Source organism: Caulobacter sp. GW821-FHT09H08 (assembly GCF_059415885.1).
In genome coordinates this window covers 930,539-956,272 of record NZ_JBWKOC010000001.1, presented here as the reverse complement: position 1 = coordinate 956,272, position 25,734 = coordinate 930,539, and the positions used below count along the sequence as shown (strand labels likewise).

29 protein-coding genes and 1 tRNA gene are annotated in these 25,734 nt (G+C 67.5%); 16 read left to right on the top strand and 14 right to left on the bottom strand.

Annotated features, from left to right (window positions below; translation table 11 throughout):
• Positions 1-110: 110 nt before the first annotated feature.
• Together AC07NN_RS04725 and AC07NN_RS04720 are read left to right on the top strand one after the other, a co-directional pair.
• Positions 111-1,613, top strand: a complete 1,503-nt coding sequence (locus AC07NN_RS04725; RefSeq protein ID WP_494637960.1) for a sensor histidine kinase — start codon at positions 111-113, stop codon at positions 1,611-1,613.
• Positions 1,511-2,587, top strand: coding sequence for a GGDEF domain-containing protein (locus AC07NN_RS04720; protein WP_494637959.1), 1,077 nt, complete (start codon positions 1,511-1,513; stop codon positions 2,585-2,587). Before AC07NN_RS04725 ends, AC07NN_RS04720 begins: the two co-directional genes overlap by 103 nt.
• Before the next feature lie 151 nt (positions 2,588-2,738).
• Here AC07NN_RS04720 and AC07NN_RS04715 read toward each other — a convergent pair whose 3' ends face one another.
• Entirely contained in the window at positions 2,739-2,963 is a 225-nt protein-coding gene (locus tag AC07NN_RS04715; RefSeq protein WP_494637958.1) for a helix-turn-helix domain-containing protein, read from the bottom strand.
• Positions 2,964-3,213: 250 nt separating this feature from the next.
• Here AC07NN_RS04715 and AC07NN_RS04710 point away from each other — a divergent pair, with 250 nt between their 5' ends.
• The 3 genes from AC07NN_RS04710 to AC07NN_RS04700 all read left to right on the top strand — a co-directional run bounded on the left by AC07NN_RS04710 (position 3,214) and on the right by AC07NN_RS04700 (position 4,504).
• A complete protein-coding gene (locus AC07NN_RS04710; protein ID WP_494637957.1) occupies positions 3,214-3,810 on the top strand; it encodes a hypothetical protein in 597 nt (198 codons plus the stop codon).
• Positions 3,797-3,925, top strand: a tRNA-Leu gene (locus AC07NN_RS04705). The genes AC07NN_RS04710 and AC07NN_RS04705 overlap by 14 nt, the downstream gene beginning before the upstream one ends.
• 180 nt (positions 3,926-4,105) lie before the next feature.
• The gene (locus AC07NN_RS04700; RefSeq protein WP_494637956.1) at positions 4,106-4,504 is read left to right on the top strand and encodes a helix-turn-helix domain-containing protein; all 399 of its coding nucleotides are present in this window, start codon (positions 4,106-4,108) and stop codon (positions 4,502-4,504) included.
• Between the two features lie 3 nt (positions 4,505-4,507).
• Here AC07NN_RS04700 and AC07NN_RS04695 read toward each other — a convergent pair whose 3' ends face one another.
• Positions 4,508-5,266, bottom strand: a complete 759-nt coding sequence (locus tag AC07NN_RS04695) for a competence/damage-inducible protein A (RefSeq protein WP_494637955.1) — start codon at positions 5,264-5,266, stop codon at positions 4,508-4,510.
• Positions 5,267-5,369: 103 nt separating this feature from the next.
• Here AC07NN_RS04695 and AC07NN_RS04690 point away from each other — a divergent pair, with 103 nt between their 5' ends.
• The 9 genes from AC07NN_RS04690 (at position 5,370) to AC07NN_RS04650 (ending at position 12,197) form a co-directional block, all read left to right on the top strand.
• Positions 5,370-5,933, top strand: coding sequence for a hypothetical protein (locus tag AC07NN_RS04690; RefSeq protein WP_494637954.1), 564 nt, complete (start codon positions 5,370-5,372; stop codon positions 5,931-5,933).
• A gap of 5 nt (positions 5,934-5,938) precedes the next feature.
• Positions 5,939-6,649, top strand: coding sequence for a DNA/RNA nuclease SfsA (gene sfsA / locus AC07NN_RS04685; protein ID WP_494637953.1), 711 nt, complete (start codon positions 5,939-5,941; stop codon positions 6,647-6,649).
• Positions 6,650-6,711: 62 nt separating this feature from the next.
• On the top strand, positions 6,712-7,050 hold the full coding sequence (locus AC07NN_RS04680) for a hypothetical protein (protein ID WP_494637952.1): 339 nt from the start codon (positions 6,712-6,714) through the stop codon (positions 7,048-7,050).
• 80 nt (positions 7,051-7,130) lie between these two features.
• Positions 7,131-7,517, top strand: coding sequence for a hypothetical protein (locus AC07NN_RS04675; RefSeq protein WP_494637951.1), 387 nt, complete (start codon positions 7,131-7,133; stop codon positions 7,515-7,517).
• Positions 7,518-7,636: 119 nt separating this feature from the next.
• The gene (gene map, locus AC07NN_RS04670) at positions 7,637-8,464 is read left to right on the top strand and encodes a type I methionyl aminopeptidase (RefSeq protein WP_494637950.1); all 828 of its coding nucleotides are present in this window, start codon (positions 7,637-7,639) and stop codon (positions 8,462-8,464) included.
• Positions 8,465-8,647: 183 nt separating this feature from the next.
• Positions 8,648-9,424 (top strand): RadC family protein, encoded by a 777-nt coding sequence (gene radC, locus AC07NN_RS04665; protein ID WP_494637949.1) that lies wholly within the window; start codon positions 8,648-8,650, stop codon positions 9,422-9,424.
• A 113-nt stretch (positions 9,425-9,537) separates the two neighbouring features.
• Positions 9,538-10,779 carry a dipeptidase gene (locus AC07NN_RS04660; RefSeq protein WP_494637948.1) on the top strand — a complete coding sequence of 414 codons (1,242 nt, stop codon included), beginning with the start codon at positions 9,538-9,540 and terminating at the stop codon, positions 10,777-10,779.
• A gap of 68 nt (positions 10,780-10,847) precedes the next feature.
• Positions 10,848-11,510, top strand: a complete 663-nt coding sequence (locus tag AC07NN_RS04655; RefSeq protein WP_494637947.1) for a lysozyme inhibitor LprI family protein — start codon at positions 10,848-10,850, stop codon at positions 11,508-11,510.
• A gap of 3 nt (positions 11,511-11,513) precedes the next feature.
• On the top strand, positions 11,514-12,197 hold the full coding sequence (locus AC07NN_RS04650) for a lysozyme inhibitor LprI family protein (RefSeq protein WP_494637946.1): 684 nt from the start codon (positions 11,514-11,516) through the stop codon (positions 12,195-12,197).
• Here the strand turns inward: AC07NN_RS04650 and msrQ are convergent.
• From msrQ to AC07NN_RS04605, 9 genes are all read right to left on the bottom strand, one after another.
• Positions 12,194-12,805, bottom strand: a complete 612-nt coding sequence (msrQ, locus tag AC07NN_RS04645) for a protein-methionine-sulfoxide reductase heme-binding subunit MsrQ (protein WP_494637945.1) — start codon at positions 12,803-12,805, stop codon at positions 12,194-12,196. The two genes, AC07NN_RS04650 and msrQ, sit on opposite strands and share 4 nt — an antisense overlap.
• Positions 12,806-12,828: 23 nt before the next feature.
• Positions 12,829-13,749 (bottom strand): protein-methionine-sulfoxide reductase catalytic subunit MsrP, encoded by a 921-nt coding sequence (gene msrP / locus AC07NN_RS04640; protein WP_494637944.1) that lies wholly within the window; start codon positions 13,747-13,749, stop codon positions 12,829-12,831.
• Between the two features lie 85 nt (positions 13,750-13,834).
• Positions 13,835-14,509, bottom strand: a complete 675-nt coding sequence (locus AC07NN_RS04635; RefSeq protein ID WP_494637943.1) for a periplasmic heavy metal sensor — start codon at positions 14,507-14,509, stop codon at positions 13,835-13,837.
• Complete coding sequence (locus tag AC07NN_RS04630) at positions 14,506-14,949, bottom strand: hypothetical protein (protein ID WP_494637942.1); 444 nt, start codon at positions 14,947-14,949, stop codon at positions 14,506-14,508. The genes AC07NN_RS04635 and AC07NN_RS04630 overlap by 4 nt, the downstream gene beginning before the upstream one ends.
• Before the next feature lie 13 nt (positions 14,950-14,962).
• Positions 14,963-15,523: an RNA polymerase sigma factor gene (locus AC07NN_RS04625; RefSeq protein WP_494637941.1), complete on the bottom strand. Its 561-nt coding sequence runs from the start codon at positions 15,521-15,523 to the stop codon at positions 14,963-14,965.
• 26 nt (positions 15,524-15,549) lie between these two features.
• A complete protein-coding gene (locus tag AC07NN_RS04620; RefSeq protein WP_494637940.1) occupies positions 15,550-15,975 on the bottom strand; it encodes an EF-hand domain-containing protein in 426 nt (141 codons plus the stop codon).
• 49 nt (positions 15,976-16,024) lie between these two features.
• Positions 16,025-16,450, bottom strand: coding sequence for a type II toxin-antitoxin system VapC family toxin (locus AC07NN_RS04615; RefSeq protein ID WP_494637939.1), 426 nt, complete (start codon positions 16,448-16,450; stop codon positions 16,025-16,027).
• Complete coding sequence (vapB, locus tag AC07NN_RS04610) at positions 16,450-16,671, bottom strand: type II toxin-antitoxin system VapB family antitoxin (protein ID WP_494637938.1); 222 nt, start codon at positions 16,669-16,671, stop codon at positions 16,450-16,452. Before vapB ends, AC07NN_RS04615 begins: the two co-directional genes overlap by 1 nt.
• A gap of 59 nt (positions 16,672-16,730) precedes the next feature.
• Positions 16,731-19,625, bottom strand: coding sequence for a bifunctional [glutamine synthetase] adenylyltransferase/[glutamine synthetase]-adenylyl-L-tyrosine phosphorylase (locus AC07NN_RS04605; RefSeq protein WP_494637937.1), 2,895 nt, complete (start codon positions 19,623-19,625; stop codon positions 16,731-16,733).
• A gap of 140 nt (positions 19,626-19,765) precedes the next feature.
• Between AC07NN_RS04605 and AC07NN_RS04600 the strand changes: the two genes are divergently transcribed.
• Both AC07NN_RS04600 and AC07NN_RS04595 read left to right on the top strand, forming a co-directional pair.
• A complete protein-coding gene (locus tag AC07NN_RS04600; protein WP_494637936.1) occupies positions 19,766-20,656 on the top strand; it encodes a M56 family metallopeptidase in 891 nt (296 codons plus the stop codon).
• 46 nt (positions 20,657-20,702) lie between these two features.
• Entirely contained in the window at positions 20,703-21,581 is an 879-nt protein-coding gene (locus AC07NN_RS04595; protein ID WP_494637935.1) for a M56 family metallopeptidase, read from the top strand.
• A gap of 220 nt (positions 21,582-21,801) precedes the next feature.
• Here AC07NN_RS04595 and uczS read toward each other — a convergent pair whose 3' ends face one another.
• From uczS to AC07NN_RS04580, 3 genes are all read right to left on the bottom strand, one after another.
• A complete protein-coding gene (gene uczS / locus AC07NN_RS04590; RefSeq protein WP_494637934.1) occupies positions 21,802-23,208 on the bottom strand; it encodes a two-component system sensor histidine kinase UczS in 1,407 nt (468 codons plus the stop codon).
• A 34-nt stretch (positions 23,209-23,242) separates the two neighbouring features.
• Complete coding sequence (gene uczR / locus AC07NN_RS04585; RefSeq protein WP_494637933.1) at positions 23,243-23,914, bottom strand: two-component system response regulator UczR; 672 nt, start codon at positions 23,912-23,914, stop codon at positions 23,243-23,245.
• Positions 23,915-24,103: 189 nt separating this feature from the next.
• Complete coding sequence (locus AC07NN_RS04580) at positions 24,104-25,687, bottom strand: Do family serine endopeptidase (RefSeq protein WP_494637932.1); 1,584 nt, start codon at positions 25,685-25,687, stop codon at positions 24,104-24,106.
• Positions 25,688-25,734: the final 47 nt, after the last annotated feature.

Genomic DNA, 25,734 nt, shown 5'->3' with positions numbered 1-25,734 from the left:
GCCGATTTGATTCAACTGGATCCATCTTGATGTCATCCGTCTCTTGCCCCCACGCTGGCCAGACTGCTTCAGACACCATCGACGCTCTGGTGCTGGGGGGCGTTCTCGCGATGTCAACCGAAGCCCTCGTCGTCACCGACGCGGCGATGAACGTGCTGATGTTCAGCGCCGGCGCCGAAGCCATCTTCGGGTACGCCGCGTCCGAGATCGTTGGGGCTTCGCTGGACAGTCTTTTGCCGCACAGATTTCGTGCGACCCACCGCCGGCGTGTCGCCGCCTTCGGCCGCACCGGCGCGACCAGCCGCCTGATGAGCGACCGCGCCGAACTCTATGGCCTCAGGAAGAACGGCGAGGAGTTTCCGATCGAGGCTTCGATCTCTCAACTCCAGACGCGCGACGGACAGGTGTTCACGGCCATTCTGCGAGACATCACCGCCCGTAAGCAGGTCGAGATCGACATGCAGGCGGCAATGCTTCGAGCCGAGTCCGCCAACGCCGCCAAGAGCACATTCCTGGCGACGATGAGCCACGAGATTCGAACGCCGCTCAACGGCGTGCTCGGCATGGTGCAGGCCATGTCCTACGGCCCCCTGGAACCTCGCCAGCGCGAACGCCTGGAGATCGTGAAGAGCAGCGGCGAAGCGCTCCTGTCACTTTTGAACGACATCCTGGACTTGGCGAAAATCGAATCCGGCAAGATCGACCTCGAGGCGCTGCCTTTTGATCTCAGCGACCTGCTTCGAGTCGTCCTGATGAGCTTCCGGGACACCGCCATGAACAAGGGCCTGAAACTCGTCCTGGCCGCCGATCCGGCACCGAACTGGCGACTCGGCGATCCGGTACGCGTGAGGCAGATCGTCACGAACCTGATTTCGAACGCGATCAAGTTCACCGAGCAGGGCCAGGTCCGGCTGTCGCTCGCGGGTGACGCCCGGCAGGTCGAGATCGAAGTCAGCGACACCGGGCTGGGCATCCCTCCGGATACACTGCCTCGCCTCTTCGAGACCTTCGTCCAAGCCGATGCCGCCACCACCCGTCACTTCGGCGGCACGGGACTTGGCCTTGCCATATGCCGGCAGCTGGCCGAGCTGATGGAAGGCGAGATCGGCGCGACGAGCGAGATCGGGACGGGTTCCACCTTCCGGGTCACATCACACCATCACCGCAAGACGTTCGCGGCGCCGTCGTCGCGATCCTTGGCGCGGCCTTTTCATTGGAGGCTTCATGTCGGGCTTGCGATTGATTTTCGGCGCTGCGGTGACAAGCTGTCCGCAACTTGCGCCAGATGTCATCGCCCAGGAGACGCACTTGGAAGACTGGAACGCTCGTCTTCAAGAATTCGTAGCCAGCATTGCCTCCAGCGTCGCGGTGATTACCCGTGGCCCGTCCGAAGAACTGACTGTCACTGCCTGCAACGAACTGTTCTTCGAAATGGTGGGCGGGAGGCGCATAGGCGCGGAGACATTCCCATTCGCTTTGGAGGCCGTGGTTCCGAGCTATGCGCGGCGAGATGCGCGAAAAGCTGGTGGAATGTTTCGGAACCGGAGTGCCGCAGGAGCTCGAACAGGCCTACGATCTCAAGGACGGGACCCACTGGTGGCGCCTGTCGTTGAAGCCCATTCGCGACCTCGACGCCGGAGGGAGTCTCCACATCCTGGTCACGGGCCTCGACATCTCCCCGAAGATGTTGCTGACCCACCAGCTGGAGGTCAGCACGTCCCGCTTTCGGTCCGTGGTGGACGCGGCCTACGACGCGATCATCACGATTGACCAGCAACACAGGATCACCCTGTTCAATCGCGCGGCGGAAAACCTCTTTGGCTACGACCAGGAGGAGGTGATCAACCAGTCGCTGGAAATGCTCATTCCGGACGCCCACCGCGCCAAACATCCAGACTATGTGCATCAGTTCGCCCGATCACCGGTGAAGTCTCGGCAGATGGACGAGCGAAATCTGATCTACGGGCAGCATCGAAACGGCGGGAGGATTCCGGTGGAGATCGCGATCTCGAAGATCAGCGTGAATGGCCTGGTCGAGTTCACGGCCGTCATCCGTGACATCACCGACCGCGTGCACCTGATGGACGTACTGCAGCGTCAGGCCTCGACTGATGAGCTGACCGGCATCCCAAACCGGCGCGAGTTCTCTGAGGTCGTCGAACGGCTGATGCGGTCCCAGAAGAGCCTTTCGCTCCTGATCCTTGATGTCGACAAGTTCAAGTCGATCAACGACACCTACGGTCACGATGCTGGCGACGAAGTCCTGCGCATCCTCGCGCGCGTTGGCGCGGGCACTGTTCGCCACATGGACATCTTCGCGCGCCTGGGCGGCGAGGAATTCGTGGCCGCCCTTCCCGGTACCGACATTGATCAAGCCACGGCCATGGCCGAGCGCATTCGGCTGATTTTCGAAACCCAGGAATTCGAGCACAAATGGCGAAATGGCAGCCCGATCCCCTTCACGGTGAGCATCGGAGTGGCGGCGCGAAACCCTGGCGACGCGGACGCGGGCGCGATTCTGAAACGAGCCGACATGGCCCTCTATCGGGCTAAAGAGGGTGGACGCAATCGCGTTGTGATCGGCTAACCCTAAATGAAAATACGATTTCTAGCAGAAGACGGCCCCGCTCAACGTCACCTATGAGTCAGTTCGGTTCCGCACCGGCGCCGGTGTCACCCACGTCCGATAGCGAACCTTCCCAACGTCTCTGATGAGTCAGGAACGGCCTTACATTTGGCTAGTCGGTAGCCTGCTGCGCCTTCGACAGCAGGACTAGCGGATCGACCTCAAGCGCGACCGCAAAACGCTCAACCACCGCAAGCGTCGGATTGCGCTTACCCCGTTCTAGTTGGCTGACGTAGGAGTAGGCGAGGTCGACCTGGTCGGCGAGCGCTTCAAGCGTCTGCCCCCGTTCGAGACGCAAGCGCCTGACATTGATTCCGAACGTCTGCCCCAAATTCATGGGGCAAGCGCAACCAATCCTAAACGCCTGACCATTCTCTATAGTGAATATATACTATAGTGAACTTATGAGGCGATCGATGCCCTCTAGCGATGTTGAAGCCTTCCATGCCTACGGGCCAGGCGCGGAAACCCCACAATCACGGCCAGCACTTCAACGGAGTGCAAGCCTATCCACGACCATGCATCGAACAGGGAGGGAAAGGCAGGGAGGTCCCGAGCGGCAAAAGCAGCTGCAAAGGACCATACTCATGCGTGAAGCGCCCCCGTCCGTCTGGCCGGCGCCGGAACCGGACTATCGCTTACCTCAAGACCTGATCGCCGCGATCGACAGAGCCCTGACCACAAAGCTACCAGCCGGAATTTCAAAGCAGGTTCGCCACGACATTTTACAGCGGCGCCTCCACGAGCTAGCGGTCCACCTCGGCTTCAAGTCCCGAATAGAAGTGCCAACCGGGTATAGACGGTTTGTCGCCACGGGCCGTTTCGACGCCGTCTGGGAGCGAGTTGACGCAAGCGCTTTGCCGATCGTTTTCGAGATCGACAGTTGCTGGCGCTCTGAGTCGCTTTTGAAGCTGGCCCGGGTTGGAGAGGGGGCCCTCAAGCTTTGGATTTACTATGGGCAACGGCCGTTCCCGCTAGAGCCAACTGAGCCGGGCCTGCGGCGCCTCAACATCCTTCGCATCGAACCTTGGCGCCTGGGGGTCAAAGACGGAAGACGCATGAAGGCGCTTACGCCCGGTCCTTGGCCAGCAACGCTTCATCCACAACGGGGCGGTCGAGACTTCGTCGAAAGGATCGGACTCAGCCACCGGTTCCCGAAGTTCGAGGGTGGCGAGCAAGCGTAGATTAGCACAAGACGTTAGCACAATTGTGGATTATCCTTGAAAATCAACGCTAATAACGGACTTAAAATCCGTTGGGCTTCGGCCCGTGCCGGTTCGACCCCGGCCGCCCGCACCACCTTCCGCGATCCACCGACGGAAGACTTTGCGACCGATCACCCGCGTGAAGTGAATAAACATTCCCATGCGGAATAAGCGTTTCTCTGCGTTTCGACTCCGGTCAGGATGCGCCCGCGTCGCGCGTGTCGAAAGCCGCCGTTTCAGCACGACGTCCTACCTTGCGTTCCAGTGAGTGAGCATGGCCGACGACAAGACTCCCGATCCCGTCGATGTCCACGTGGGCCGACGCCTGCGTATGCGCCGCAAGGACCTGGGCTTCTCCCAGCAGGCCCTGGCCGATGCGCTAGGCCTGACCTTTCAGCAGGTGCAGAAGTACGAGGGCGGATCGAACCGGATCAGCGCCAGCAAGCTGCACGCCACGGCCATGTTCCTGAAGACGCCGATCGGCTTCTTCTTCGAAGGCCTGGACGATCCGGAACACGCCGACAGCACCGCCGCCGAGCTGGCCAACGAGATGGCCCAGTTCTGGTCCCTGCCCGGCGCCCCCGACCTGGCCCGCGCCTTCGTCACCATCCAGTCGACCGGCATGCGCAAGCACCTGGTCGACCTGGCCAAGGCCGTGGCGGGCGAGGAGTAGGACCTACCCCGCGTCCGCGAGCAGCTCGATGTTCTGAGCCTTGGCCTCGGTCAGGGCGGTGATCAGCTCGGCCACGGCCGCGTCCAGCTCTTCGGCGTCGCGGCCGCGCAGCACCAGGTTGGCGCCGTAGGTGTCCGGCGGCGAGAAGAATGGATAGCTGCCCAGCGACATCTCCGGATGGGCCTTGGCCACCGATTCCAGCGGCGCGGCGATCGTGCCCTCGCCCGTGCCGGTGACGCGGACGGTCTTCGACAGCACCACCGCCCCGGTCCGCAGGCGCGGGCCGACGTCCTCCAGCATCCCGCGCATGATCGCCGGCACGCCCGCCAGGACGAAGACATTGTCCTTCTGGAAGCCAGGCGGGCCCTGCACGGGATTGTTCACCAGGCTGCCGCCCTCGGGCACGTGCGCCATGCGGCGGCGGGCGGCGTTGGGCTCGCCCCAGCGCTCACGCAGCAGGGCCATGATCTCGGGATGCTCGGGCGCCGTGACCCCGAACGCCTTGGCGATCGAGTCGGCGGTGATGTCGTCGTGGGTCGGGCCGATGCCGCCCGTGGTGATGACGTAGTCGTAGCGGGTGCGCAGGGCGTTGACCGCGTCAATGATGTCCTGCTCGACATCCGACACCACCCGCGCTTCGCAAAGGTCGACGCCGTAGGTGGCCAGATACTTGGCGATGGCTGACAGGTTCACATCCTGGGTGCGGCCGGAGAGGATCTCGTCGCCGATGATCATCACCGCCGCCGTCACGCGTTCCGTCATCGCTCTACTCCCTCGTCGTCCTTCCATCGCACTTAAGCCTGGGCTTGGTTCGGAGCAACGACCTCCTGTAAGCAATCGCGGCGACTTCGACAGACAGAGCGCCATGACCGCTGACATAAGCTTCGAATTCACGGGTCTCGGCTGGGCGAGATTCCACCTCACGGTCGGCGGCAAGGCCTATGACAGCCCCTCGGTCAGCTACTGCACGGACGCGTTCGGCGACCTGGCGAGGATGGCGCTGAGTACGGCGACCGGCGCCTATCGGTCGGAAGCCAGCTTCGAACTCGAGCCGGGCGAGCTGCGCATCACGTTGGTGCGCCAACCGGTCGTGATGGGCGCCTCGCCCGGCTCCTGCCTGCTCTCGATCCTCGAATTTCCCGACTTCGCGCACTATCCAGCGCCGCCGCCGGATTCGGATGGCGTGCTCGTCTTCGGCGTGGAGGTCGGCGGCAGGGTCTTCGGCAAGGCGATGCTGACGGCCTTGGAAGCCGTCTGGAACGAGCACGGCGTGGACGGCTTCAACAAGCGCTGGGCGAGTGACGACGGCTTTCCGCTTTCGGCCATGGAAGCGCTGCGGCGCGCCTTGGAGGTCCAGGACCCGCCGCCGATCAATCCCGATTTCGAAGAGAAGTGGGCGGCGCTGATGGATGAAGCGGGGGAAGGCTAAGCCGCATGCTGCTCCCGCAACCGCTCATCCACGGCCGGCTGGTCAGTCGCTACAAGCGCTTCTTCGCGGACATCGTCCTGGACGACGGTCGGGCGATCACCGCCCACTGCCCCAACCCCGGCGCCATGCTGGGCGTGAGGGACGCCGGCCAGGGGGCCTGGGTGTCGTGGTCGGACGATCCCAAACGCAAGCTCGCCTACACCCTGCAGCTGGTCGAGCAGGGCAATGTGCTGGTGGGGATCAACACCCTGCTGCCCAACAAGCTGGTGGCCGAGGCGCTGGCCAAGGACCTGATCCCGGAGCTGTCCGGCTACGCGACGATCAAGCCCGAGGTGAAGTACGCCGAAGCCTCTCGCGTCGATTTCCTGCTGACCCATCCGGATCGCCCGCCGTGCTGGCTGGAAGTCAAGAACTGCCATTTCAGCCGCACGCCGGGCCTGGCCGAATTCCCCGACTGCAAGGCCGAGCGCTCGACCCGCCACCTCACCGACCTCGCCGCCCAGGTCCGCGAGGGCCACCGCGCCGTGGCCCTGATCGTCGTCCAGCGCGAGGACTGCGAGACCTTCCAGGCCTGCGCCGACCTCGACCCGGCCTTCGCGCGGGGTCTGGACGAAGCGGCCAAGGCGGGGGTGGAGGTGCTGGTCTATGCGTGCGCGATGAGCACCGAGACGATCCGCATCGATCGCCGCATCCGCTGGGCCGGCGAGGCCGCATGACGGCGAATTAAGCTGCGGGCGGGTCCCGGCGGCGCCACGGTGGCGCGGCAAGGGAGATCCCGATGAAGCTTTTCACCACCGCTCTGGCGCTCACGCTCGCTTTCACGGCCGGCGCGGGGTCCGCTGAGCAGAAGCCGAAGGGCGGTTTCATGGACCTCGTCACCGGCGGCTACGCGATCAAGTCCTGCACCGACAAGATCCGCGACCGTCTCGCCGTCGGCGCCGGCAAGACGCTGAACATCGAGCACATGAACGGCGACGCCCCGCCCTCGCCCGGTGTCTGGGATATGCGCTTCAAGGGCTCGACGACCGTCAGCGCCACCCAGAAGACGACCGCGTTCAGCGGCGTCTGCCATGTGCGCCCCGACAAGCCGACGACCATCGACCTGAAAGTCGGCTGAGCTTAACGCACCTAACAGCGATTTAAGCTGCAATCGCCGCGATGTCGGTTACCCATTCGCGCCTGCGAATGAGGGATCGCATGCGTAAGACTATTCTCGCCGTCACGGTCATGACCCTGGTCCTGGCTGGCTGCGGCCGTTCCGAACCCGGCAAGGCCGAGACCGGCTTCATGACCGGCCTGCGGGCCGTGTTCGCGTTCAAGGCCTGCACCGACAAGCTGGAGGATCGCTTCGGCCTGAAGGAGATCGCCGGCGTCACCTCCAACGACATGGACCCGGTCTCGGCCGGCCGTCCGGGCGAGTGGGACGTCAAGTTCACCGCCGACGTCACCGAGAAGGAGAGCGGCCGGGTCACGCGCTACAACGGCGTCTGCCACGTGCGCCGCGACAGGCCCACGACCCTGGACGCGACCTTCGTCAAGGAGGTCCGGGCCGGGACCGGGGTCGTTCGGCGTATCACCCCCTAGAACCCGGAAGAGGAACTCTTGGCGGGCCTGGGGTTGAAATCCGTGCTAGGATCGGCAGATACGCCCCTTCCGTCGACCCGATCGCCGCCTCATCGCGGCGGCGACCGCCCGAGTAGAGCATGACCTTGGACAACACCCTCGAGATCGAAGCCGAGACCCGCACGGGCCAGATCAAGATCCACAAGGCCGAGGATTTCGAAGGCATGCGCAAGGCCGGCAAGCTGGCCGCCGAATGCCTGGACATGCTGATCCCGCACGTGCAGCCGGGCGTCTCGTCCGACCACCTCGACACCCTGGCCCGCGAGTTCATCCTGGACCACAAGGCCCTGCCGGCGTGCCTGTACTATCGCGGCTATCCCAAGACGGTCTGCATCTCGCGCAACCACGTGGTCTGCCACGGCATTCCGGGCGACTGGAACGTCAAGGAAGGCGACATCGTCAATATCGACGTGACCGTGATCGTCGACGGCTGGCACGGCGACACCTCGCGCATGTACGGCGTCGGCGAAGTCGGCCCGCGCGCCCGTCGCCTGGTCGAGATCACCTATGAGGGCATGAAGCGCGGCCTGGACGCGGTGAAGCCGGGCGCCACGCTGGGCGACATCGGCCACGCCATCCAGTCCTACGTCGAGGCCCAGCGCTGCTCGGTCGTCCGCGACTTCTGCGGCCACGGCCTGGGCAAGGTCTTCCACGACGCCCCGAACATCCTGCACTTCGGCCGTCCGGGCCAAGGCGCGGTGCTGAAGCCGGGCATGTTCTTCACCGTCGAGCCGATGGTGAACCTCGGCAAGCCGGCCGTGAAGGTGCTGAACGACGGCTGGACCGCCGTGACCCGCGACAAGTCGCTGTCGGCCCAGTGCGAGCACTCGATCGGCGTGACCGAGGACGGGTATGAGGTGTTCACGGCCTCGCCGCAGGGGCTGTTCCAGCCGCCGATCCTGGGGTGATTTTGATTTCTCCTCCCCCTCTGGGGGAGGTGGCCCAGAGGGCCGGAGGGGGCAGCGCGGCATGGGCCGCATTAGCCCCCTCAGTCGCTCCGCGACAGCTCCCCCAGAGGGGGAGCAGATGAACACCCACTAGACAACCCTAACGCTAACCCTCCAAGATACTCGCGCAGAGTCGAGGGCGGTATGGTCAGCGTCACATCCCTGGGCATATCGGACGCCGCGCCCGACGAGCCGCCCACCGAAGTGCGAGCGCTCGCGCCCCTTCCCAAGCCGGCCCACAAGTCCGCCCACGCCCATCACGCCGGCCACCGCGAGCGCCTGCGCCAGCGGGCCAAGATCGGCGGCTTCGTCGCCCTGCCCGACTACGAGCTGTTGGAGCTCTATCTCTTCCGCACCTATCCGCGCGGCGACGTCAAACCGCTGGCCAAGGCGCTGCTGACCCGCTTCGGCTCGCTTGGCGCGGTGCTCGGCGCCACCATCGAGGAACTGGCCACCGTGCCGGGCGTCGGCGAGACGGCGGCGATGGACATCAAGTTGCTTCACGAGGCCACGCTGCGGGCCGGGCGCGACAAGATCGTCAAGCGCCCGGTGATCAGCTCGTGGAGCGCCCTGCTCGGCTATGTCCGCGTCGCCCTGGCCAACGAGTCGCGCGAGCAGTTCCGCGTGCTTTTCCTCGACAAGAAGAACCAGCTGATCGCCGACGAGGTGATGAACCGCGGCACGGTCGACCACGCCCCAGTCTATCCGCGCGAGGTGATGCGGCGAGCGCTGGAACTGTCGTCCAGCAACGTGATCCTGCTGCACAACCACCCGTCCGGAGACCCGACCCCGTCGCGCCCGGACATCGACATGACCAAGCAGATTGTCGAGGCCGGCAAGGCCCTGAAGATCGCCGTCCACGACCATCTGGTGGTCGGCCGCGAGGGCGTGGCCAGCTTCAAGGCGTTGGGGTTGATGTGACCCTCTGACTCCGGATCAGGACAGAAATTTCTCCCCGGGATTACCCAGCTTGGCTTGACGCCTTGGGCCTAAACCTAGAGCGTCCCGGCATCAGTTTGCTCCGGAGTCCCCGCATGCGTCGCCTGCTCACCGTCCTCCTCGGCTCGGCCGCCCTGCTGACCGGCGTCGCTTACGCCGCCGACGTCAAGAAGACCCCCGAGAAGCCCGGCGAAGTCCCCAAGGCGGTGCTGGCGGCGCACGACAAGTACCTGACCCTGGACACCCACCTCGACACGCCCGAGCACTTCGCGCGTCAGGGCTGGTCGATGCTGGACAGGCACGCGGTCACCGAAGACGGCACCCAGGTTGATTTGCCCCGCATGAAGGCCGGCGGCCTGGATGGCGGCTTCTACGTGATCTACACGGGTCAGGGCGAGCTGACGGCCGAGGGCTACCGCAAGGCCCGCGACTTCGCCCTGAACCGCGCGACCGAGATCCGCGAGATGGTCGCCGCCCATCCCGACCAGTTCGAGCTGGCCTACACGGCCGACGACGCCGTGCGGATCAACAAGGCCGGCAAGAGCTTCGTCTTCCAGAGCATCGAGAACTCCTGGCCGATCGGCGAGGACCTGACCCTGCTGCAGACCTTCTACGCCACCGGCGTGCGCATGGCCGGGCCGGTCCACTTCCGCAACAACCAGTTCGCCGACAGCTCGACCGACAAGCCGATCTGGCATGGCTATTCGCCGCTGGGCCTGCGCTGGCTGGCCGAGGCCAACCGCCTGGGCATCCTGGTCGACGTCAGCCACGCCTCGGACGACATCGTCGAACAGTCCGTGCTGCTGTCGAAGGCGCCGATCATCGCCTCGCACTCGGGCGCTCGGGCGATCTTCGACCACCCGCGCAATCTGAATGACGGCCTGATCAAGAAGATCGCCGAGAGCGGTGGCGCGGTCTGCATCAACTCGGTCTATCTGCGCGCCAACGCCGTGCCGAGCCCCGAGCGCAAGGCCGCCCTGGACGCCATCGGCAAGGCGCCGGGCGACGAGGCGACCCAGGCCGAGGTCAAGGCCTGGACGGCCAAGCGCGTGGCCGTGGACAAGCAGTTCCCGCCGGTCCGCGCCAACTTCGACATCTTCATGAGCAGCATGCTGCACACCTTGAAGATCGCCGGTCCCAAGGGCGTCTGCGTCGGCGCCGACTGGGACGGCGGCGGCGGCGTTGAGGGCCTGGAAGACGTGGCCGACCTGCCCAAGATCACCGCCCGCCTGAAGGCCGAAGGCTACAGCGACGTCGACATCGAGGCGATCTGGAGCGGCAACGTCCTGCGCCTGGTGGCAGGCGCGCAGGCCTATGCCAAGAGCGTGGCGAAGTAGGCGCGCGCGCCTACCGGCGAACGTCGTTCTCGGCTAGGTTGCTCAGGCATCGCCTGGGAGGTCTTCCGATGGGTCGCATCGCTGCTCTGGCCGCCTTCCTGCTGCTGGCCGGCCTCGCGCTATCGCCCAGCGCCCAGGCCGCCAGCTTCGACTGCGCCAAGGCCGCCTCCGCGACCGAGAAAGCCATCTGCCGCGACGCCGCCCTCTCGAAGCAGGACGAGGCGGTGGCCGCCGCCTACAAGGCCGCGCTCACCCTGTGGCCAGCCGGGAACTGGCCGAGCTACCTGCGCACCGAACAGCGCAACTGGCTCCGCGACCGCGACACGATCTGCAAGGGCGGCGACATCGCCTGCCTGAAGCGCGACTACGAGCTGCGCCTCGGCTACCTGCAGCGGAAGAGCCTGAAGTGGACCGGCCGCTATGTCGCCGGCGCCTGCCCCAAGGACGGGATCTTCCTCGACGCCGCGCCCAGCTATCCCCAGGACGAGCTGTCGATCGACATCTACTATTGCCCCAACTCGGCGGGGAACATGCTGCAGCAGGTGCGCGGCATGCCCGACGCGGCCGGGCGACTGGACTACAAGGGCGAGGCCAACTGCCCGATCACCCTGGTCTTCACCCAGGATACCATCACCGTCTCCGGCCCGAGCACCGGCAACTGCAAGCTGCTGTTCTCCGAGCGGGTGTTCCGCCGCGATCCGGCCCGCTCTCCGTTCCTCAACGAGAACTAGCCGATGCCCCGCCTCGTCGCCGCCCTGCTGGGCTTGCTACTCTTAGCCTTGGCCGGTCCCGCAACCGCCGCCAGCTTCGACTGCGGCAAGGCCCGCACCAAGGTCGAGAAGCTGGTCTGCGCCGATCCCCAGCTCTCGCGCCAGGACAGCGACCTGGCCGCCGCCTATGGCGAGGCGCTGAAGGCCTGGGACGGCAAGATCACCACCTATGTGAGGCTGAACCAGCGCGGCTGGGTCGGCGCCCGATCCCTGACCCCGCCCGGCCTGAGCGGCGACGGCGCGCTCTGCGAGGACGACGCCAGCCGCCTGGTCTGCCTGCGTCAGGTCTATACCGACCGCCTCGCGGTGCTGAGGAACCCCGGCTTCCGGCTCAGCGGCATCTATGCCCGAGGACAGGACTTCATCAGCGTCAAGGCCATGCCGACCGGCTTGGTCTTCGGCTACGCCCTGGCGGATACGAGCGCGACCCAGGGTTTCACCGACGACACCAAGCCGATCCACATCGCGCCGGGCCAGACGGCCGTGACCTTCCCGCTGACCGGCCAGGGACCGGACGCCTGCCGGCTCGACGCGGTGTTCACCGCCGACGCCATGGTGCTGACCCAGAAGGGCCCGTGCTCCGGCGCCAAGCTCGCCGGCCGCTGGGCGCGCGACCAGGCCCGCGATCCGGAAGTGGAATTGTTCTAGGTCGCGCGCCGGCGGTTCCACGCGTCCCACGCCCGCCAGGCCATCAGCAGGCCGAAGACCACGCCGTAGACGATCGGCGGCCGATGCTCGGCCTTCACCAGCAGGTAGTAGTGGATCACCCCCAGCGGCACGATCAGGTAGATCAGCCGGTGCAGCCGCTCCCACGCCGCCCGGCCCATGCGGATCACCCAGCCGTTGGTCGAGGTCACCGCCAGCGGGACCAGCAGGACAAAGCCCAGCATGCCCAGGGTGATGAAGGGCCGCTTGAGGATGTCCTTCCACAGCTGCTTGAAGTCGAAGAACAGGTCGACGCCGATGTAGCTGCAAAGGTGCAGCACGATGTAGCTGAAGGCGAACAGGCCGATGGTCCGGCGGAAACGGACCAGCCTGGGCATCTTCAGGATCCGCGCCGCCGGGGTGATGGCCAGGCCGACTAGCAGCAGCCGCAGACCCCAGACGCCCAGCTGGCGGATCAGCTTCTCGATCGGATTGGCGCCCAGCTCGCCCGAGAAGCCCTTCCAGGTCAGCCAGACGATCGGCGCGAAACAGGCCGCCCAGACCAGGGCGTAGATGAGGTTGTCGCGGAGCTTGGAGGGGCGTTTCCGCACGCCCCCGTTCTTGACCGACACCATCAATAGAACCGCTTCAGGTCCATGCCCTTGTACAGGTCGGCCACATACTCCCCGTAGCCGTTGAACGGCAGGGTCTCGCGCCGGCGGAACTCGCCGATGCGGCGCTCGGTGGCTTGCGACCAGCGGGGGTGGTCCACGGCCGGATTGACGTTGGAATAGAAGCCGTACTCGCGCGCCGCCAGCTTGTTCCACGAGGTGGCCGGCTGCTTCTCCACGAGGCTGATCCGGACGATCGACTTGATGCCCTTGAAGCCATATTTCCACGGCACGACCAGCCGCAGCGGCGCGCCGTTCTGGTTGGGCAGCACGTCGCCATAGAGGCCCACCGCCATCAGGGTCAGCGGGTGCATGGCCTCGTCGATCCGCAGGCCTTCGCGATAGGGCCACTCCAGGGTGTTCCACGCCTGGCCGGGCATTTCGGTGGGCCGCATCACGGTCTCGAACGCCACGAACTTGGCCTTGGACGTCGGTTTCACCGAGGCGATCAGGTCCTTCAGCGGGAAGCCGACCCAGGGGATCACCATCGACCAGCCTTCGACGCAGCGCATGCGGTAGATGCGCTCCTCCAGCTTGTTCCCCTTGATCAGGTCCTCAATGCCGACCGTGCGCGGCGCCTCGCAGGCCCCGTCGATGCGCACCGTCCAGGGACGCGGCTTGAACTTGCCCGAATTCTCGGCCGGATCGCCCTTGTCGACGCCGAACTCATAGAAGTTGTTGTAGGTGGTGATGTCCTCTTTCGGGGTCGCCTTCTCAGGTGTCGAGAAGCCCTTCGAGAAGGTCAGCCCCGCTTGGGCCTCACCCGCCGCCAGCCCCGCCAGGCCCAGGCCCGCGATCCCCGTCATCAGCGTCCGCCGCTTCAAGTAGAGGCCGTGATCGGTGACGTCGTTGTCGGTCAGGTCGGGGGCGTGGCGGATCAGCATGGGGCGCTCCGAAGCGGCTACGTCAGAGATACGTCGCGGCGAGCCGTTTGGTTACGCCCTCACCCAAAAAAACAGCGCCGGAAAATCAGTTCGGACCTTCCATCCGCCGCGCCGCCGCCGGGGCATAGACCCGCGCCAGGCCGTCGGCCAAGGCCGCCCGCTCCTGCGGCGACAGCGAGGCGGTGAAGGTCGCCAGGGCCGCCTCGACATTGCCGCGCGCCTGCTGGTCCAAGGCCCGGGCCGAGGCCAGGCGGCGGGCCACCTCGCCGGCGTCGTAGCCGGGCGCGCCCAGGGCGGCCAAAGCCGCCTGCCGCTCGGCGCGGGCCTGCTGGGTCAGCGGCTTGTTGCGCTTGTTGGTCTCGTTCAGCGCCCGCCGGAACGCCCGGCGGCTTTCCGGCGACAGCACGTCGCCCGCCGAGATCAGTGGCGGCCGGGGCGGGGCGGCGTTCGGCGAGACCATCTCGACCGGCGGCGCGGCCACGGGCGGCGGCGCCTCGATAGCCGGCGGCGGGCGGGTCGTGGCGTGGTGCGCAGGCTTGGGCGCCTCGCCTCCCGTCACCACCGGCGTCTGGGGTTGGACGACGGGCGGCGGGTTCGAGGCCACGACCGCCGGACGCGTCGGCGCGGGCGCGCTGGCGGCCGGCGCGGACTTGGGGGCGGTCAGGCGCACATAGGCCATGCCCGCCAGTCCGCCGATCAGGAAGACATTGACCACCGCCGACACGCCCAGGGCGATCATCCAGGGACGCGCGCCGCTCATAGTTCGGAAGGCTCCGCCAGGGCGTCCTGCAGAGCGGCCGAGGTGTCGACAGCGGTGACGACGGACTCGGCGGCGACCGGCGCCTCGATCTGGGCGGGCCGCGCGAGCACCACGCCGACGGCGACGCCCGCGAGGGCGGCGGCCGACAGGCCCAGGGCCGCGCCCAGGCCGGCGATCCAGCGCCGCGCGGAGGCGACCGGCTGCGGAGCAGCGGCGATCAGGCGACCCAGCAGGGCGGCGTCGGCGGTCTGGGCCGGGGCCAGGTCCAGCAGGCGGTCCAGGTGGGCGGCGGCGGCCAGCACCGGCGTCAGGCGCGCGCCCTCGGCGGCCAGCAAGGCGCGCGCGGCCTCGCGCTCGCCCTCGGGCCAGCGCGCGATCTCGCCGCCATAGCTCTCGGCCAGGTCCTCGAACCTCCCAATGGCCATCTCTGGCGACATCATGACCCTGCCTCCTTCATTCCCCGCCCCCGTGCAGATCCGCCAGCGACGCCTTCAGCGCCCGACGTCCCCGCGAAAGCAGACTCTCCAGGGCCTCGACGCTGATTTCCATCAGCCTCGCGGCTTCGATATTGCCCAAGCCTTGGTGATGGCAAAGCACGATCGCCTCGCGCTGGCGCGGCGGCAGCGCCGCCAGGGCCGCCTCGACCCGCTTGGAAAGGTCCGCGCCCAGCAAGCCGGCGTCCGGCGCCGGGCCGGTGTCGACCTGCTCCGGCGGCGTGTCCGTCGCGATCTCGCGCCGGCGCCGCAGACGGTCGTAGCAAAGGTTCAGGGCCACGCGATGCAGCCACGTGTCGAACCGCGCCTGGCCGGGCTTCCAGGCCCGCGCCTGCTTCCAGGCGCGCAAGAAGGTCTCCTGGGCCACGTCCTCGGCCTCCCCGGAGTCGTTCAGCATGCGGCTCGCCAGGGCGAGGATGCGCGGCAGGCGTCGGTCCAGCAGCGTGCGAACGGCGGACGGCTCGCCCCGTCCCACCCCCGCCAGCAAGGCTTCGTCGGGATCGTTCCCGTCGGACGCCAACCGTCAACCTACCGCGCACGTCGCCATCAGACCCCGACCTTGGCCTTGCCGCCCTTGGCCTGCAACTCCTCCAGGGTGAGGACGCCGTCGTTGTTGGCGTCCATCCGCTTGTAGCGCCAGGCCAGGACCGCATTGGCCTCGGTCCGCGACAGGGAACCGTCCTTGTCGGCGTCGAAGCGCGAGAACAGCTTCTGCCCGCGCTTGCCGGCCTTCTCGGCCTTGGCGTCGGCCTCGGCGTTCTGCTTGCGGAAAGCGCCGAACTCCTCGGGCGAAATCTTGCCGTCCTTGTTGGTGTCCAGCCGCGCGAACAGCTTGTCGCCATTGGCGGCCTGGAACTGCGGCAGGGTCATGCCGGAGGGGGCCGCGGCGGTTTTGCTGTCGGCGGTCTGGGCCAGCGCCGGCGCCGCGACGGCGAACAAGGCGCCGGCGACGATCAGGGTGCGTAGGGTCATCAGTCTCAAGGTCTCCAGGGTTGGAAGGCCCGTCCCATGAGACTGAACGCTAAACCTCGTGGAATCCGTCGCGGTCCGACAACCAATTTTCGCAGCGCAGGCCGTCGACAGGTCCGAACTCACGGATATTGCCAGTGACCACCGTCAAGCCGCGTGAGCGAGCGTGGCCAGCAATGAACACGTCGTACGTGCCGATGATCTGCCCTCGGCGCTCCAGATCGGCGCGGATATCGGCGGCGTGAGCGGCCGCCTCGCTGTCGAATGGCAGCACCCTGAGGCGTTCGGCGAACCCTTCCACCTCGGCCGTCTTCTGCTCCGACCACATCGACTTGGCCACACCGACCAGCAGCTCGGTCAAGGTGATTGTCGAAATACTCAGGTTTCCCGCATTTAGGACGAAGCGATCCCTCAGCTTGAAAGATCGATCGCGCAGCACGGCAACGCAGAAATCCGTATCGAGCAGATAGCCCGACATCAGAACTCCTCACGCTTCTGCATCGGTGGCTGCGGTGGCCGTTCGATGTCGATGCCCGGCCGATCGAAGAAGTCATCCCAAACGGACTCCACCGGCACGATCACAAGCCGTTTGCCCTCCTTGATGATGCAGACTTCCTTCACGTGCTCCGGAAAGGCCACGTCCTTGGGCAGGCGCACGGCCTGGGTCTTGTTCGACAGGAAAAGGGTGGTCTTGATCATCGCCAACCTCCTTGGATATCCATATTGTATATCCAAGAGAACAAAGGCGCAACCAACCCCTATCCCGGCGCCTTCACCACGGCCTCATAGGCCGCCCGCGCCTCGGCCTTGGCCTTGGCCAGCTTGGGTTTCAGCGACTTGAACTGGCTCACATGCCCCGCCTTGGCCAGCAGGGCCTTGAAGGCCTTGGGCTCGGCCTCGACGTCGCCGCCGTCTTCCAGGGCCACCTTGATCAGTTGCGAGAGGTCCTGCTCCAGCCGCCAGGCCGTCTCCAGCCGGGCCAGGGCGCCATCGTCGGCCAAGCCGGCCTCCCGCAGGGCGGCCAGGGCCTCGCCGGTGTTCTGGCGCAGAGGGCCGCCCTTGGCCGCGTGGGCCAGTTGCAGGAACTGGGCGGCGAACTCGATGTCGACCAGCCCGCCGGGGTCCAGCTTCAGGTCCCAGTCGCCCTTGCCCGGCCGCTCGCGCTCCATCAGCTCGCGCATTTCGATGACGTCGGCGGCGGTCTTCTTCCATTCGCGCGCCCGGCGCAGAGCGGCTTCGATCGCGCCCTCGGCACGCGCCTTGAACTCCGGCGAGCTGGCCCAGACCACCCGGGCGCGGGTCAGGGCCAGCAGTTCCCAGGTCTCGGCCTCGCGCTCGTAATAGTCCTCGAACGAGGCGAAGCTGACCGCGACCGGCCCCTTGGTCCCCGAGGGGCGGAGCTTCAGGTCGACCTCGTACAGCGTCCCCTCGCCGGTCGGCGCCGACAGGGCCGAGGCCAGGCGCTGGGTGAAGCGGGCGTAGAAGACCTCGGCGCTCCAGTCCTTGATCGACGACATCGCCGCCGGCTCGTCGGCCGCATAGAGCGTCATCAAATCGAGGTCCGACTTGGCGGTCATCTCGCGCGAGCCGGCCTTGCCCAGGGCCACCACGGCCACCTGGCCGGGGAAGGTCCCGCCGATGCGTACGGCCTCGGACAAGGCAGCGGGCGCGAGGCCGCCGATGATCAGGTCGCCCAGTTCGGCGAAGGCCCGGCCGATGTCGCGGGCGTCGGCGCTGCCGCTCATAACCCGCACGCCGATCCGGAAGCTCTGGTCGCGGAACAGCCGTCGCGCGCCGTCCATCGCGCCCTCGAAGTCCTCCGGGTCCCACGGCGCCACGGCCGGGGTCTCGATCGGGCCGAAGAAGCTGGGGTCCAGCAGGGCGTCCAGCGCCGTCGGGCGCTTGGCCATGGTCGTGGCCAGGCGCGGAGCGAAGGCCATGACCTCGACGATCAGTTCGAACAGGCGCGGCTGGGCCAGGAACAGCGACTGGATCTGCACGCCCGAGCTCAGACCGCCGAAGAAGTCCGCGAACCGGTTGAACGCCTGGTCCGGCGCGCCCGTGGCGTTGGCCGCGTCCAGCAGGCGTGGGGCCAGGCGCGTGAAGAGCTCGCGGCCCCGCTCGGTGCGGGTGGCGGCGATGTGGCCGTGATGCCAGCCCCGGATCGTGGCGGCGACGCGCTCGGGGCTGGAAAAGCCCATGCGCTTGAGCGTGGCCAGGGTCTCGGGGTCGTCCTCGACGCCGGTGAAGACCAGGCTGCCGAACCGGGAGGACAGCTCCTCCTCGCCGGCGAACAGGCGGCCATAGCGAGCATTGACGCCCTTCAGGATCTTGCCGACGGCGGCGTCGAAACTGCGCAGGTTGTCATGGTTCCACAGCGCGGCGACCTTCTTACGGTCGTTGTCCGACTCCGGGAGCTTGTGGGTCTGGTCGTCGGCGATCATCTGGGCGCGGTGCTCCAGCGCTCGCAGCTCGCGATAGGCGTCGGTCAGCCAGGCGGCGTCCTCGAGGGTGACGTGGCCGGCCTCGGACAGAGCCTTCAGGGCGTCCAGGGTGCGCGGGCTGCGCAGGTCAGGCTGGCGGCCGCCCAGGATCAGTTGCTGGGTCTGGACGAAGAACTCGATCTCGCGGATCCCGCCCCGCCCCAGCTTCAGGTCCGCGCCCTTGGCGGTCAGGCGGTCGTCGACCTTGTAGGTGTGGATCTGGCGCTTGATCGAGTGGATGTCGGCGATGGCCGCGAAGTCCAGGTTGCGCCGCCAGATGAAGGGCTGCAGCCCCTCCAGGAACGCCGCGCCCTCGCCTGCGTCGCCGGCCGCGATCCGCGCCTTGATGTGGGCGGCGCGTTCCCAGTTCTGGCCGACGCTCTCGTAGTAGTCCATGGCCGCGTCGACCGGCATGGCCGGCGGGGTCGAGGACGGGTCGGGGCGCAGGCGCAGGTCGATGCGGAAGACATAGCCGTCGCCGGTCCGCTCCTGGAGGACGCGGCCCAGGTGGTTGGCGATGCGCACCGCCACGGCCTGGGGCTCGACGCCCTCGGCGACCTGCAGCTTCTCGGGCGCATAGAAGATCGAAAAGTCGATGTCGCTGGAATAGTTCAGCTCGAACGCGCCGTGCTTGCCCATGGCGATGCAGAAGAGGCCCGGCGCGGGGCCTTCCTCCCCTTCGCCGACATGGGTGAGCGCGCCGCGAGCGACCTCCTGCCGGACAGCCTGGGCCAGGGCGGCCCTCAGGGTGGCGTCGGCGAAGCGGGTCAGGGCGCCGGTCACCTCGTCCAGGTTCCAGACGCCGCCCAGGTCGCACAGGGCCGTCAGCAGGTGCAGGTCGCCCTTCAGCTCGCGCAGGACCCGGCGGGCGGTCTCGAAATCCGGCTCGGCGGCGACGGCCTCGGCGGCGGCCAGGATCATGGTCAAGTTTTCGCCGGGATCGCCGCCCAGGATCATCGGCAAGCGTCGGCCGTCGCGGCGAGCGAGACCGGCCAGGTAGGGCGAGGCCGCGAACACCGGAGCCAGGGCGCTCCAGGCCGCGTCGACCCCGTCCATGGCCTCGTCGGCCCGCTTGGCGATCGCCTCGTGCGCCCGTTCGGCGGCCTTGGCGTCGAGGATCGGGCCGCAGGGGGCGAGGCGGTCGGCCAGGGGGGAGACGGGTCGAGTCATGCGGGCACCGTGGCCCGCCTTGCGTTCACGGACAAGCCGAGCGCGGCGCCCGTCGCTTGCGAACGGCTCTTAGGTGCTTGACGTAGGAATTTACAGTTGTAACCATTGAGTCCGAGAAACGGTCAGGACCGCATCCGACGATGATCGAGCTCTTCGCCCTCGCCCTGGTTCGGGCCCAGATCGCCGCCGCCGCCGCGGTGGTGCTGGTGCTCATGCTGCGCCCGTCCGCGCGCCAGCTGTTCGGCCCGCGCCGCGCCTACGGCCTCTGGACCGTCGTGCCGGCCGCCGCGGCCGCCGCCTTCCTGCCCAGCCTGGCCGAGACCATGGACATCGGCTCGCCCGCCCGTCCGCTGGGCGTGTGGGCCAGCAAGCTGATCCTGCTGTGGCTGGCCGGCTGCGCCATCGCCACGGCGGTCCTCGTCCTGCGCGAGCATCTGTTCCGCCGCCGCGTCGACCAGGGCGTCGCCGGCCCCGCCGTCATGGGCGCCCTGTGGCCGCGCATCGTCCTGCCGTCCGACTTCGCCGAGCGCTTCGACGCTCGCGAACGCGAGCTGATCACCCTGCACGAGCGCACGCACATCAATCGCGGCGACCCGATCGCCAACCTGATCCTCGCCGGCGCCGGCGTCCTGGGCTGGTGCAACCCGATGATCCACCTGGCCCAGCGCTTCGTCCGCATCGACCAGGAGCTGGCCTGCGACGCGACCGTCGTGGCCCTGCGCAGCGACATTCGCACCGACTACGCCAAGGCCCTGATGAAGGCGCAGCTAAGCGTCTCGGTCTCGCCCCTGGCCTGCGGCTGGGCCACCCACCCGCTGATCCTGCGCGTCTCGATGCTGAACCGCCGCGAGCCCAGCCTGCACCGCGACATCGCCGGCTTCCTGACCATGACCTTCCTGGCGCTGGTCGCCATGCTGCTGGTCTGGAGCATCGCCCCGCGCGGGCCGGACGCGGGGGACCTGCGCCCCGGCATGGCCGCGCAAATGGATCCCTATACCGGCGCGATCACCTGGGTTCAGGCCGAACGCTGACACGACGGCGCAACGACGCCGAGAGGGCCGGAAGGGGAAGACGGCGATGATCGACCTGCTGGTCCTGGCCCTGATGCGCGTGCAGGTCGCCGCCGCCATCGGCGTGGCCGTGGTGCTGCTGTTGCGCCTGCCGGTCCGCTGGCTGTTCGGGCCGCGCCTGGCCTACAGCCTCTGGACCCTCGTGCCGGTGGCCGCTGTCGCCGGCCTCTTCCCCAGCCTGTCGGAGACCCTGCGCGTTCGCGGCGGCGCCGCGCCGCTGGGCGATCACCTGGCGCTGAAGGTGCTGGCGGCCTGGGTGATCGGCGCCGCGCTCCTGGCCGGCCTCATGGTGCTGCAGGAACGCGCCTTCCGACGCCGCGCCGCGCGGGGCCAGGCCGGCCCCGCCGTCATGCGCGCCCTGTGGCCCCGCCTGGTGCTGCCGGCCGATTTCGAGATCCGCTTCACCGCTCGCGAGCGCGAGCTGATCCTGCTGCACGAGCGCACGCACATCCGCCGGGGCGACCCGCTCGCCAACCTGATCGTGGCCGGGTGTCGCGTGCTGGGCTGGTGCAATCCGGCGATCCACCTCGGCGCCGCCTTCGCGCGGATCGACCAGGAACTGGCCTGCGACGCCACGGTCCTGGCCCTGCGCGGCGATATTCGCGGCGACTACGCCAAGGCCCTGCTGAAGGTCTCCGGTTCGGGCGTCGCCTCGCCCCTGGCCTGCGGCTGGGGCACGCATCCGCTGGTCCTGCGCGTAAGCTTCCTGGGCCGGACCGAGCCCTGCACGCGCCGCCAGATTGTCGGCTACCTGTTCCTGCCCGCCGCGGCGATCGCGACCTTCCTGGGGGTGTGGAGCCTGGCCCCGCCCGGCTTCGACGCCTTGGCCATGGCCCCGGACGCGCTCTACGCGCCGCACGCCGACCTGGGCTGGAAACTGCCGTAGAGCGGAACGCAATTCTCAAGCGGCACAATCCATTGCCTTCCTGGCCCTTGTGCCCAGGACCCATGCTTGAGTCCGGCGCGGATATTATGGGTTCGCGCGACTGGAAGGCCGTGAACTCGGCCTGATGCTCGTTGCGTCTGAACCATGGGTCCTGGACACGAGGCCCAGGAAGGCAGGGGTTGTTGGTTCGATCAGATGTCGACCTGCGCCGACCTACCGCCTACTCCACCCGCGGCAGCACCAGGGCCACGCGAAGACCCGGGCCGGTGCCGTTGTACTCGCCCGGCCCCTCGGCCAGTTCCAGGCGGCCGCCGTGCGAGGTCGCCACGGCGCTGACCAGCGACAAGCCCAGGCCCGCGCCCGGTTCGCTGCGGCTGTTCTCCAGGCGCACGAAGCGCTGGACCACGCGGACGCGGTCGGCCTCGGGCACGCCCGGGCCGGTGTCGGTGACCGAGAACTCCAGCTCGCCCGACGAGGTCCGCCGCGCGCGCAGCATGATGGCCCCGCCCTCGGGCGTATATTTGATGGCGTTGTCGAGGATGTTGGCCAGCGCCTGGGCCAGGAACTCGCGGTTGCCCTTGATGGTCAGGGCCGGGACGATCTCGGCCTTGAAGTCCAGGCCCTTGTCCTCGCACGACAGCTCGTAGAGCTCGGCCATGTCGCCGGCCAGGTCCGAGGCGTCGAACAGCCGCTGGTCCGGGGCCGAGCCGGCGGCCTGCAGGCGGGCGATGGCCAGCACGGCGTTGAAGGTCTTCAGCACCCCGTCAGCGTCCAGCAGGGCCGTCTCCAGCGCCGCCACCGGATCGCCCTTGCCGTTCTCGGCGTCGATCAGAGCCACTTCCATGCGGGCGCGCAGGCGGGTCAGCGGCGAGCGCAGGTCGTGGGCGATGGCGTCGCCGGCGTGGCGCAGGCCGCCCATCAGGCGCTCGATCCGGTCGAGCATGTCGTTCAGGCCTTCGGCCAGTTCGTCATACTCGTCGCGCGTGCCCCGCACCCGGGCGCGGGCGTGCAGGTCGCCGGCGCGGACATCGTTGACCACATCCACCAGCCCCTGCATCGAGCGGCTGACATTGCGGCTGATCAGGACGCCGCCGGACATGCCCAGCAGGATGACCAGCGCCCCGGCGCCCCACAGGGCCCGGACGATCTTGCGGACATAGGCCTCGGAGGCGTCGACATCGGCGCCGACGAACAGGATTTCGCCGTGCTCCAGCCGCTGCTGGATCCCCCGCGCGGCGGCCTTGACTTCGGCCCCGTCCAGGTCGGTCTCGGTGACCTTGAAGCTGGCCCATTCGGGACCGTCGCCACTGAAATTGGCGACCGGCGACTCCTCGATCGAGCCGGAGATGCGCTTGCCGTTGGGATCGGCCAGGAAATACAGGAACGGCCGCTCGCCCGTGGCCCGCTCGACGATGGTCTGGTTCAGGGCGTCGACGCCGCCCTGGCGGTAGGCCGCCTCCAGGCTCTCGAACTCACGGCTGATCTCGGCCTGGGCGCGGCGGTTCACCTCGCCCGCCGTGGCCACGTAGATGTAGCCCAGGAAGGCGCTGGCGGCCGCCGCGAACAGGGCCAGGAACAGCAGGGTCAGCCGGAACGGCGTGGTGCGGAGAAGGCGCGGCAGACGCATGTCAGTTCCCGACGGCTAGGCCGCCGCCAATCAACTACGGATCGAGGCGATAGCCGGCGCCGCGCACGGTCTGCAGCATCGGCCGGTCGAAGCCCTTGTCGATCTTCGAACGCAGACGCGAGATGTGCACGTCGATGACGTTGGTCTGCGGATCGAAGTGGTATTCCCAGACCTTCTCCAGCAGCATGGTGCGGGTCACCGACTGGCCGGCGTGGCGCATCATGAACTCCAGCAGCTGGAATTCGCGGGGCTGGAGGTCGATCTCCTTGCCCTGGCGATGGACCGTCCGGTTGATCAGGTTCATCTCCAGCTCGCCGACCTTCAGGGTCGTGGCCACGGCGCCGGTCTCGCGACGGCGCGACAGGGCCTCGACCCGGGCCATCAGCTCGGGGAAGGCGTACGGCTTGACCAGGTAGTCGTCGGCGCCGGCCTTCAGGCCCACGACGCGGTCATTGACCTCGCCCAGGGCCGACAGGAACAGCACCGGCGTCTGGTCGCCTTCGCGACGCAGGGTCTCGACCACCTGGACACCGTCCATCTTGGGCATCATGCGGTCGACGACCAGCACGTCGAAGCCGCCCTTCTGGGCCTCGGCCAGGCCGGCTTCGCCGTCGGGCGCGTGCTGGACGTCGTAGCCGGCTTCCTTGAGGCCGTGCGCCATGGCGCCGGCGGCCTCCAGATCGTCCTCGATAATCAGAATACGCATCAGTGAGCCCCTCATGCGCCAGACACAGCGGTGGAACGAGCGACGTTCTCCCGATTCTGGTCCATCGCGCGATAGTTGACCCTGCAATAGCGTTTTCGACGAGCGCCGTAACTTAAACCTTGGACAGATACGAAAAAGCCCCGCTCCGGAGGACCGAAGCGGGGCTCTGTCGTCTAAAGCGTCGTCAGACTACGGCGCGATCTTCAGCGGCACGAAGACCGAGCGGTTCTGGCGGATCACCTTGATCAGCACGTTGTCGCGACCGGCCTTCTTGGCCGCCGCCACCGCGTTGCTCACGTCAGCGGCGGTGACCACCGGGATGTTGTTGATGCTGGCCAGGACGTCGCCCTTGGCCAGGCCCTTCTCGCCCGCGTCACTGTCGCCCTTCACGCCCACGATCAGCAGGCCCTTGATTTCGCTGTCGATCTTGTAGGTCTGGCGCGAAGCCGGATCGATCGGGGCCAGGGTCAGGCCCAGGGCGTCGATCTTCTGGCTGGCGGGCTTGTCCGGCGCCGGGGTCGCGCCGCCGTTCTGATCCTGATCGTCATTGGTGGCGTTCAGGTCGTTTTCCGCCGGACGGGTGCCCGAGGTGACATTGACCACGCGCGGCTTGCTGTCGCGCAGGATCGACATCTTGATGACCTCGCCAGGACGGGCCTTGGCGACTTCGCGGGTCAGCTCCGAGCGGTTGGCCACGGCCACGCCATTGACGGCGGTCAGGATATCGTCCGGAAGCAGGCCGGATTTCGCGGCGGGACCGCCCGGCACCAGATCGGCGACGATCGCGCCCTTCACGTCCTTCATACCGAGGGCCTCGGCCATCTCGCTGCTGAAGTCCAGGATGGTCACGCCGATGTAGCCGCGCACGACCTTGCCGCCCGAGATCAGCTGCTTGGCCACGCCCTCGGCGATGTCCGCCGGGATGGCGAAGCCGATGCCGACCGAGCCGCCCGACGGCGAGTAGATGGCGCTGTTGACGCCGATCACCCGGCCATAGATGTCGAAGCTGGGACCGCCCGAGTTGCCGCGATTGATCGGCGCGTCGATCTGGATGTAGTTCACGAACGACGAGGTGTTGTCCTGCAGGTCACGGCCATAGGCCGAGATGATGCCGGCCGTCGCCGTACCGCCCAGGCCGAACGGGTTGCCGATCGTGATGACCCAGTCGCCGACGCGCGGCTTGGCCTGGTTCTCGAAGTCGACATAGGGGAAGTCCTTCCCCTTGGCCTTGGGGTCGACGACCTTGATGACCGCCAGGTCGGTGCCTTCGTCGCGGCCCACCAGAGTGGCCTTCAGCTCGCGGCCGTCCTTCATCACCACCTGGATGTCGTCGGCGTCGGCCACGACGTGGTTGTTGGTGACGATGTAGCCGTCGGCCGAGATGAAGAAGCCCGAACCGGCCGACTGCTGCTTCGGCGTGGCCGGCGTGTCGCCGTCATCGGCGCCGTCCTGGCCTTGGCCCGGCTTCTTCTGGCCGCGCGGCACGATGTCGAAGCCTTCCAGGCCCGGGATGCGCAGCGACTGCGGCGAGGCCTTGGACGTCACGTTGATCTGGACGACGGCGGGGGAGACCTTCTCGAAGATGTCGGCGAACGACATAGGAGCGCCCGGCGGCGGGGCGAAGGCCGGCGCGCCGGCCATCGACGCGCGGACGGCCGGCGCCTCGGCGGCGTCCGCGCCACCCATGCGCATGCCCACGCCAGCCAGGGCCGCGCAAGCGACGCCCGCGCCCGCGATGGCGCCAACAATGAAACCCGACTTCCTAGCGGTCATTCGTCTTTCCTCATCCGCGCGCAGCGCGCGCGGTCCCAAATAAGCCC

Bases quoted from the DNA above. Each gene is read 5' to 3' on its own strand.
- AC07NN_RS04725 (WP_494637960.1), top strand. From the start codon at position 111: ATGTCAACCGAAGCCCTCGTCGTCACCGACGCGGCGATGAACGTGCTG.
- AC07NN_RS04720 (WP_494637959.1), top strand. From the start codon at position 1,511: ATGCGCGAAAAGCTGGTGGAATGTTTCGGAACCGGAGTGCCGCAGGAG.
- AC07NN_RS04715 (WP_494637958.1), bottom strand. From the start codon at position 2,963: ATGAATTTGGGGCAGACGTTCGGAATCAATGTCAGGCGCTTGCGTCTC.
- AC07NN_RS04710 (WP_494637957.1), top strand. From the start codon at position 3,214: ATGCGTGAAGCGCCCCCGTCCGTCTGGCCGGCGCCGGAACCGGACTAT.
- AC07NN_RS04700 (WP_494637956.1), top strand. From the start codon at position 4,106: ATGGCCGACGACAAGACTCCCGATCCCGTCGATGTCCACGTGGGCCGA.
- AC07NN_RS04695 (WP_494637955.1), bottom strand. From the start codon at position 5,266: ATGACGGAACGCGTGACGGCGGCGGTGATGATCATCGGCGACGAGATC.
- AC07NN_RS04690 (WP_494637954.1), top strand. From the start codon at position 5,370: ATGACCGCTGACATAAGCTTCGAATTCACGGGTCTCGGCTGGGCGAGA.
- sfsA (WP_494637953.1), top strand. From the start codon at position 5,939: ATGCTGCTCCCGCAACCGCTCATCCACGGCCGGCTGGTCAGTCGCTAC.
- AC07NN_RS04680 (WP_494637952.1), top strand. From the start codon at position 6,712: ATGAAGCTTTTCACCACCGCTCTGGCGCTCACGCTCGCTTTCACGGCC.
- AC07NN_RS04675 (WP_494637951.1), top strand. From the start codon at position 7,131: ATGCGTAAGACTATTCTCGCCGTCACGGTCATGACCCTGGTCCTGGCT.
- map (WP_494637950.1), top strand. From the start codon at position 7,637: ATGACCTTGGACAACACCCTCGAGATCGAAGCCGAGACCCGCACGGGC.
- radC (WP_494637949.1), top strand. From the start codon at position 8,648: ATGGTCAGCGTCACATCCCTGGGCATATCGGACGCCGCGCCCGACGAG.
- AC07NN_RS04660 (WP_494637948.1), top strand. From the start codon at position 9,538: ATGCGTCGCCTGCTCACCGTCCTCCTCGGCTCGGCCGCCCTGCTGACC.
- AC07NN_RS04655 (WP_494637947.1), top strand. From the start codon at position 10,848: ATGGGTCGCATCGCTGCTCTGGCCGCCTTCCTGCTGCTGGCCGGCCTC.
- AC07NN_RS04650 (WP_494637946.1), top strand. From the start codon at position 11,514: ATGCCCCGCCTCGTCGCCGCCCTGCTGGGCTTGCTACTCTTAGCCTTG.
- msrP (WP_494637944.1), bottom strand. From the start codon at position 13,749: ATGCTGATCCGCCACGCCCCCGACCTGACCGACAACGACGTCACCGAT.
- AC07NN_RS04635 (WP_494637943.1), bottom strand. From the start codon at position 14,509: ATGAGCGGCGCGCGTCCCTGGATGATCGCCCTGGGCGTGTCGGCGGTG.
- AC07NN_RS04630 (WP_494637942.1), bottom strand. From the start codon at position 14,949: ATGATGTCGCCAGAGATGGCCATTGGGAGGTTCGAGGACCTGGCCGAG.
- AC07NN_RS04620 (WP_494637940.1), bottom strand. From the start codon at position 15,975: ATGACCCTACGCACCCTGATCGTCGCCGGCGCCTTGTTCGCCGTCGCG.
- AC07NN_RS04615 (WP_494637939.1), bottom strand. From the start codon at position 16,450: ATGTCGGGCTATCTGCTCGATACGGATTTCTGCGTTGCCGTGCTGCGC.
- vapB (WP_494637938.1), bottom strand. From the start codon at position 16,671: ATGATCAAGACCACCCTTTTCCTGTCGAACAAGACCCAGGCCGTGCGC.
- AC07NN_RS04605 (WP_494637937.1), bottom strand. From the start codon at position 19,625: ATGACTCGACCCGTCTCCCCCCTGGCCGACCGCCTCGCCCCCTGCGGC.
- AC07NN_RS04600 (WP_494637936.1), top strand. From the start codon at position 19,766: ATGATCGAGCTCTTCGCCCTCGCCCTGGTTCGGGCCCAGATCGCCGCC.
- AC07NN_RS04595 (WP_494637935.1), top strand. From the start codon at position 20,703: ATGATCGACCTGCTGGTCCTGGCCCTGATGCGCGTGCAGGTCGCCGCC.
- uczS (WP_494637934.1), bottom strand. From the start codon at position 23,208: ATGCGTCTGCCGCGCCTTCTCCGCACCACGCCGTTCCGGCTGACCCTG.
- uczR (WP_494637933.1), bottom strand. From the start codon at position 23,914: ATGCGTATTCTGATTATCGAGGACGATCTGGAGGCCGCCGGCGCCATG.
- AC07NN_RS04580 (WP_494637932.1), bottom strand. From the start codon at position 25,687: ATGACCGCTAGGAAGTCGGGTTTCATTGTTGGCGCCATCGCGGGCGCG.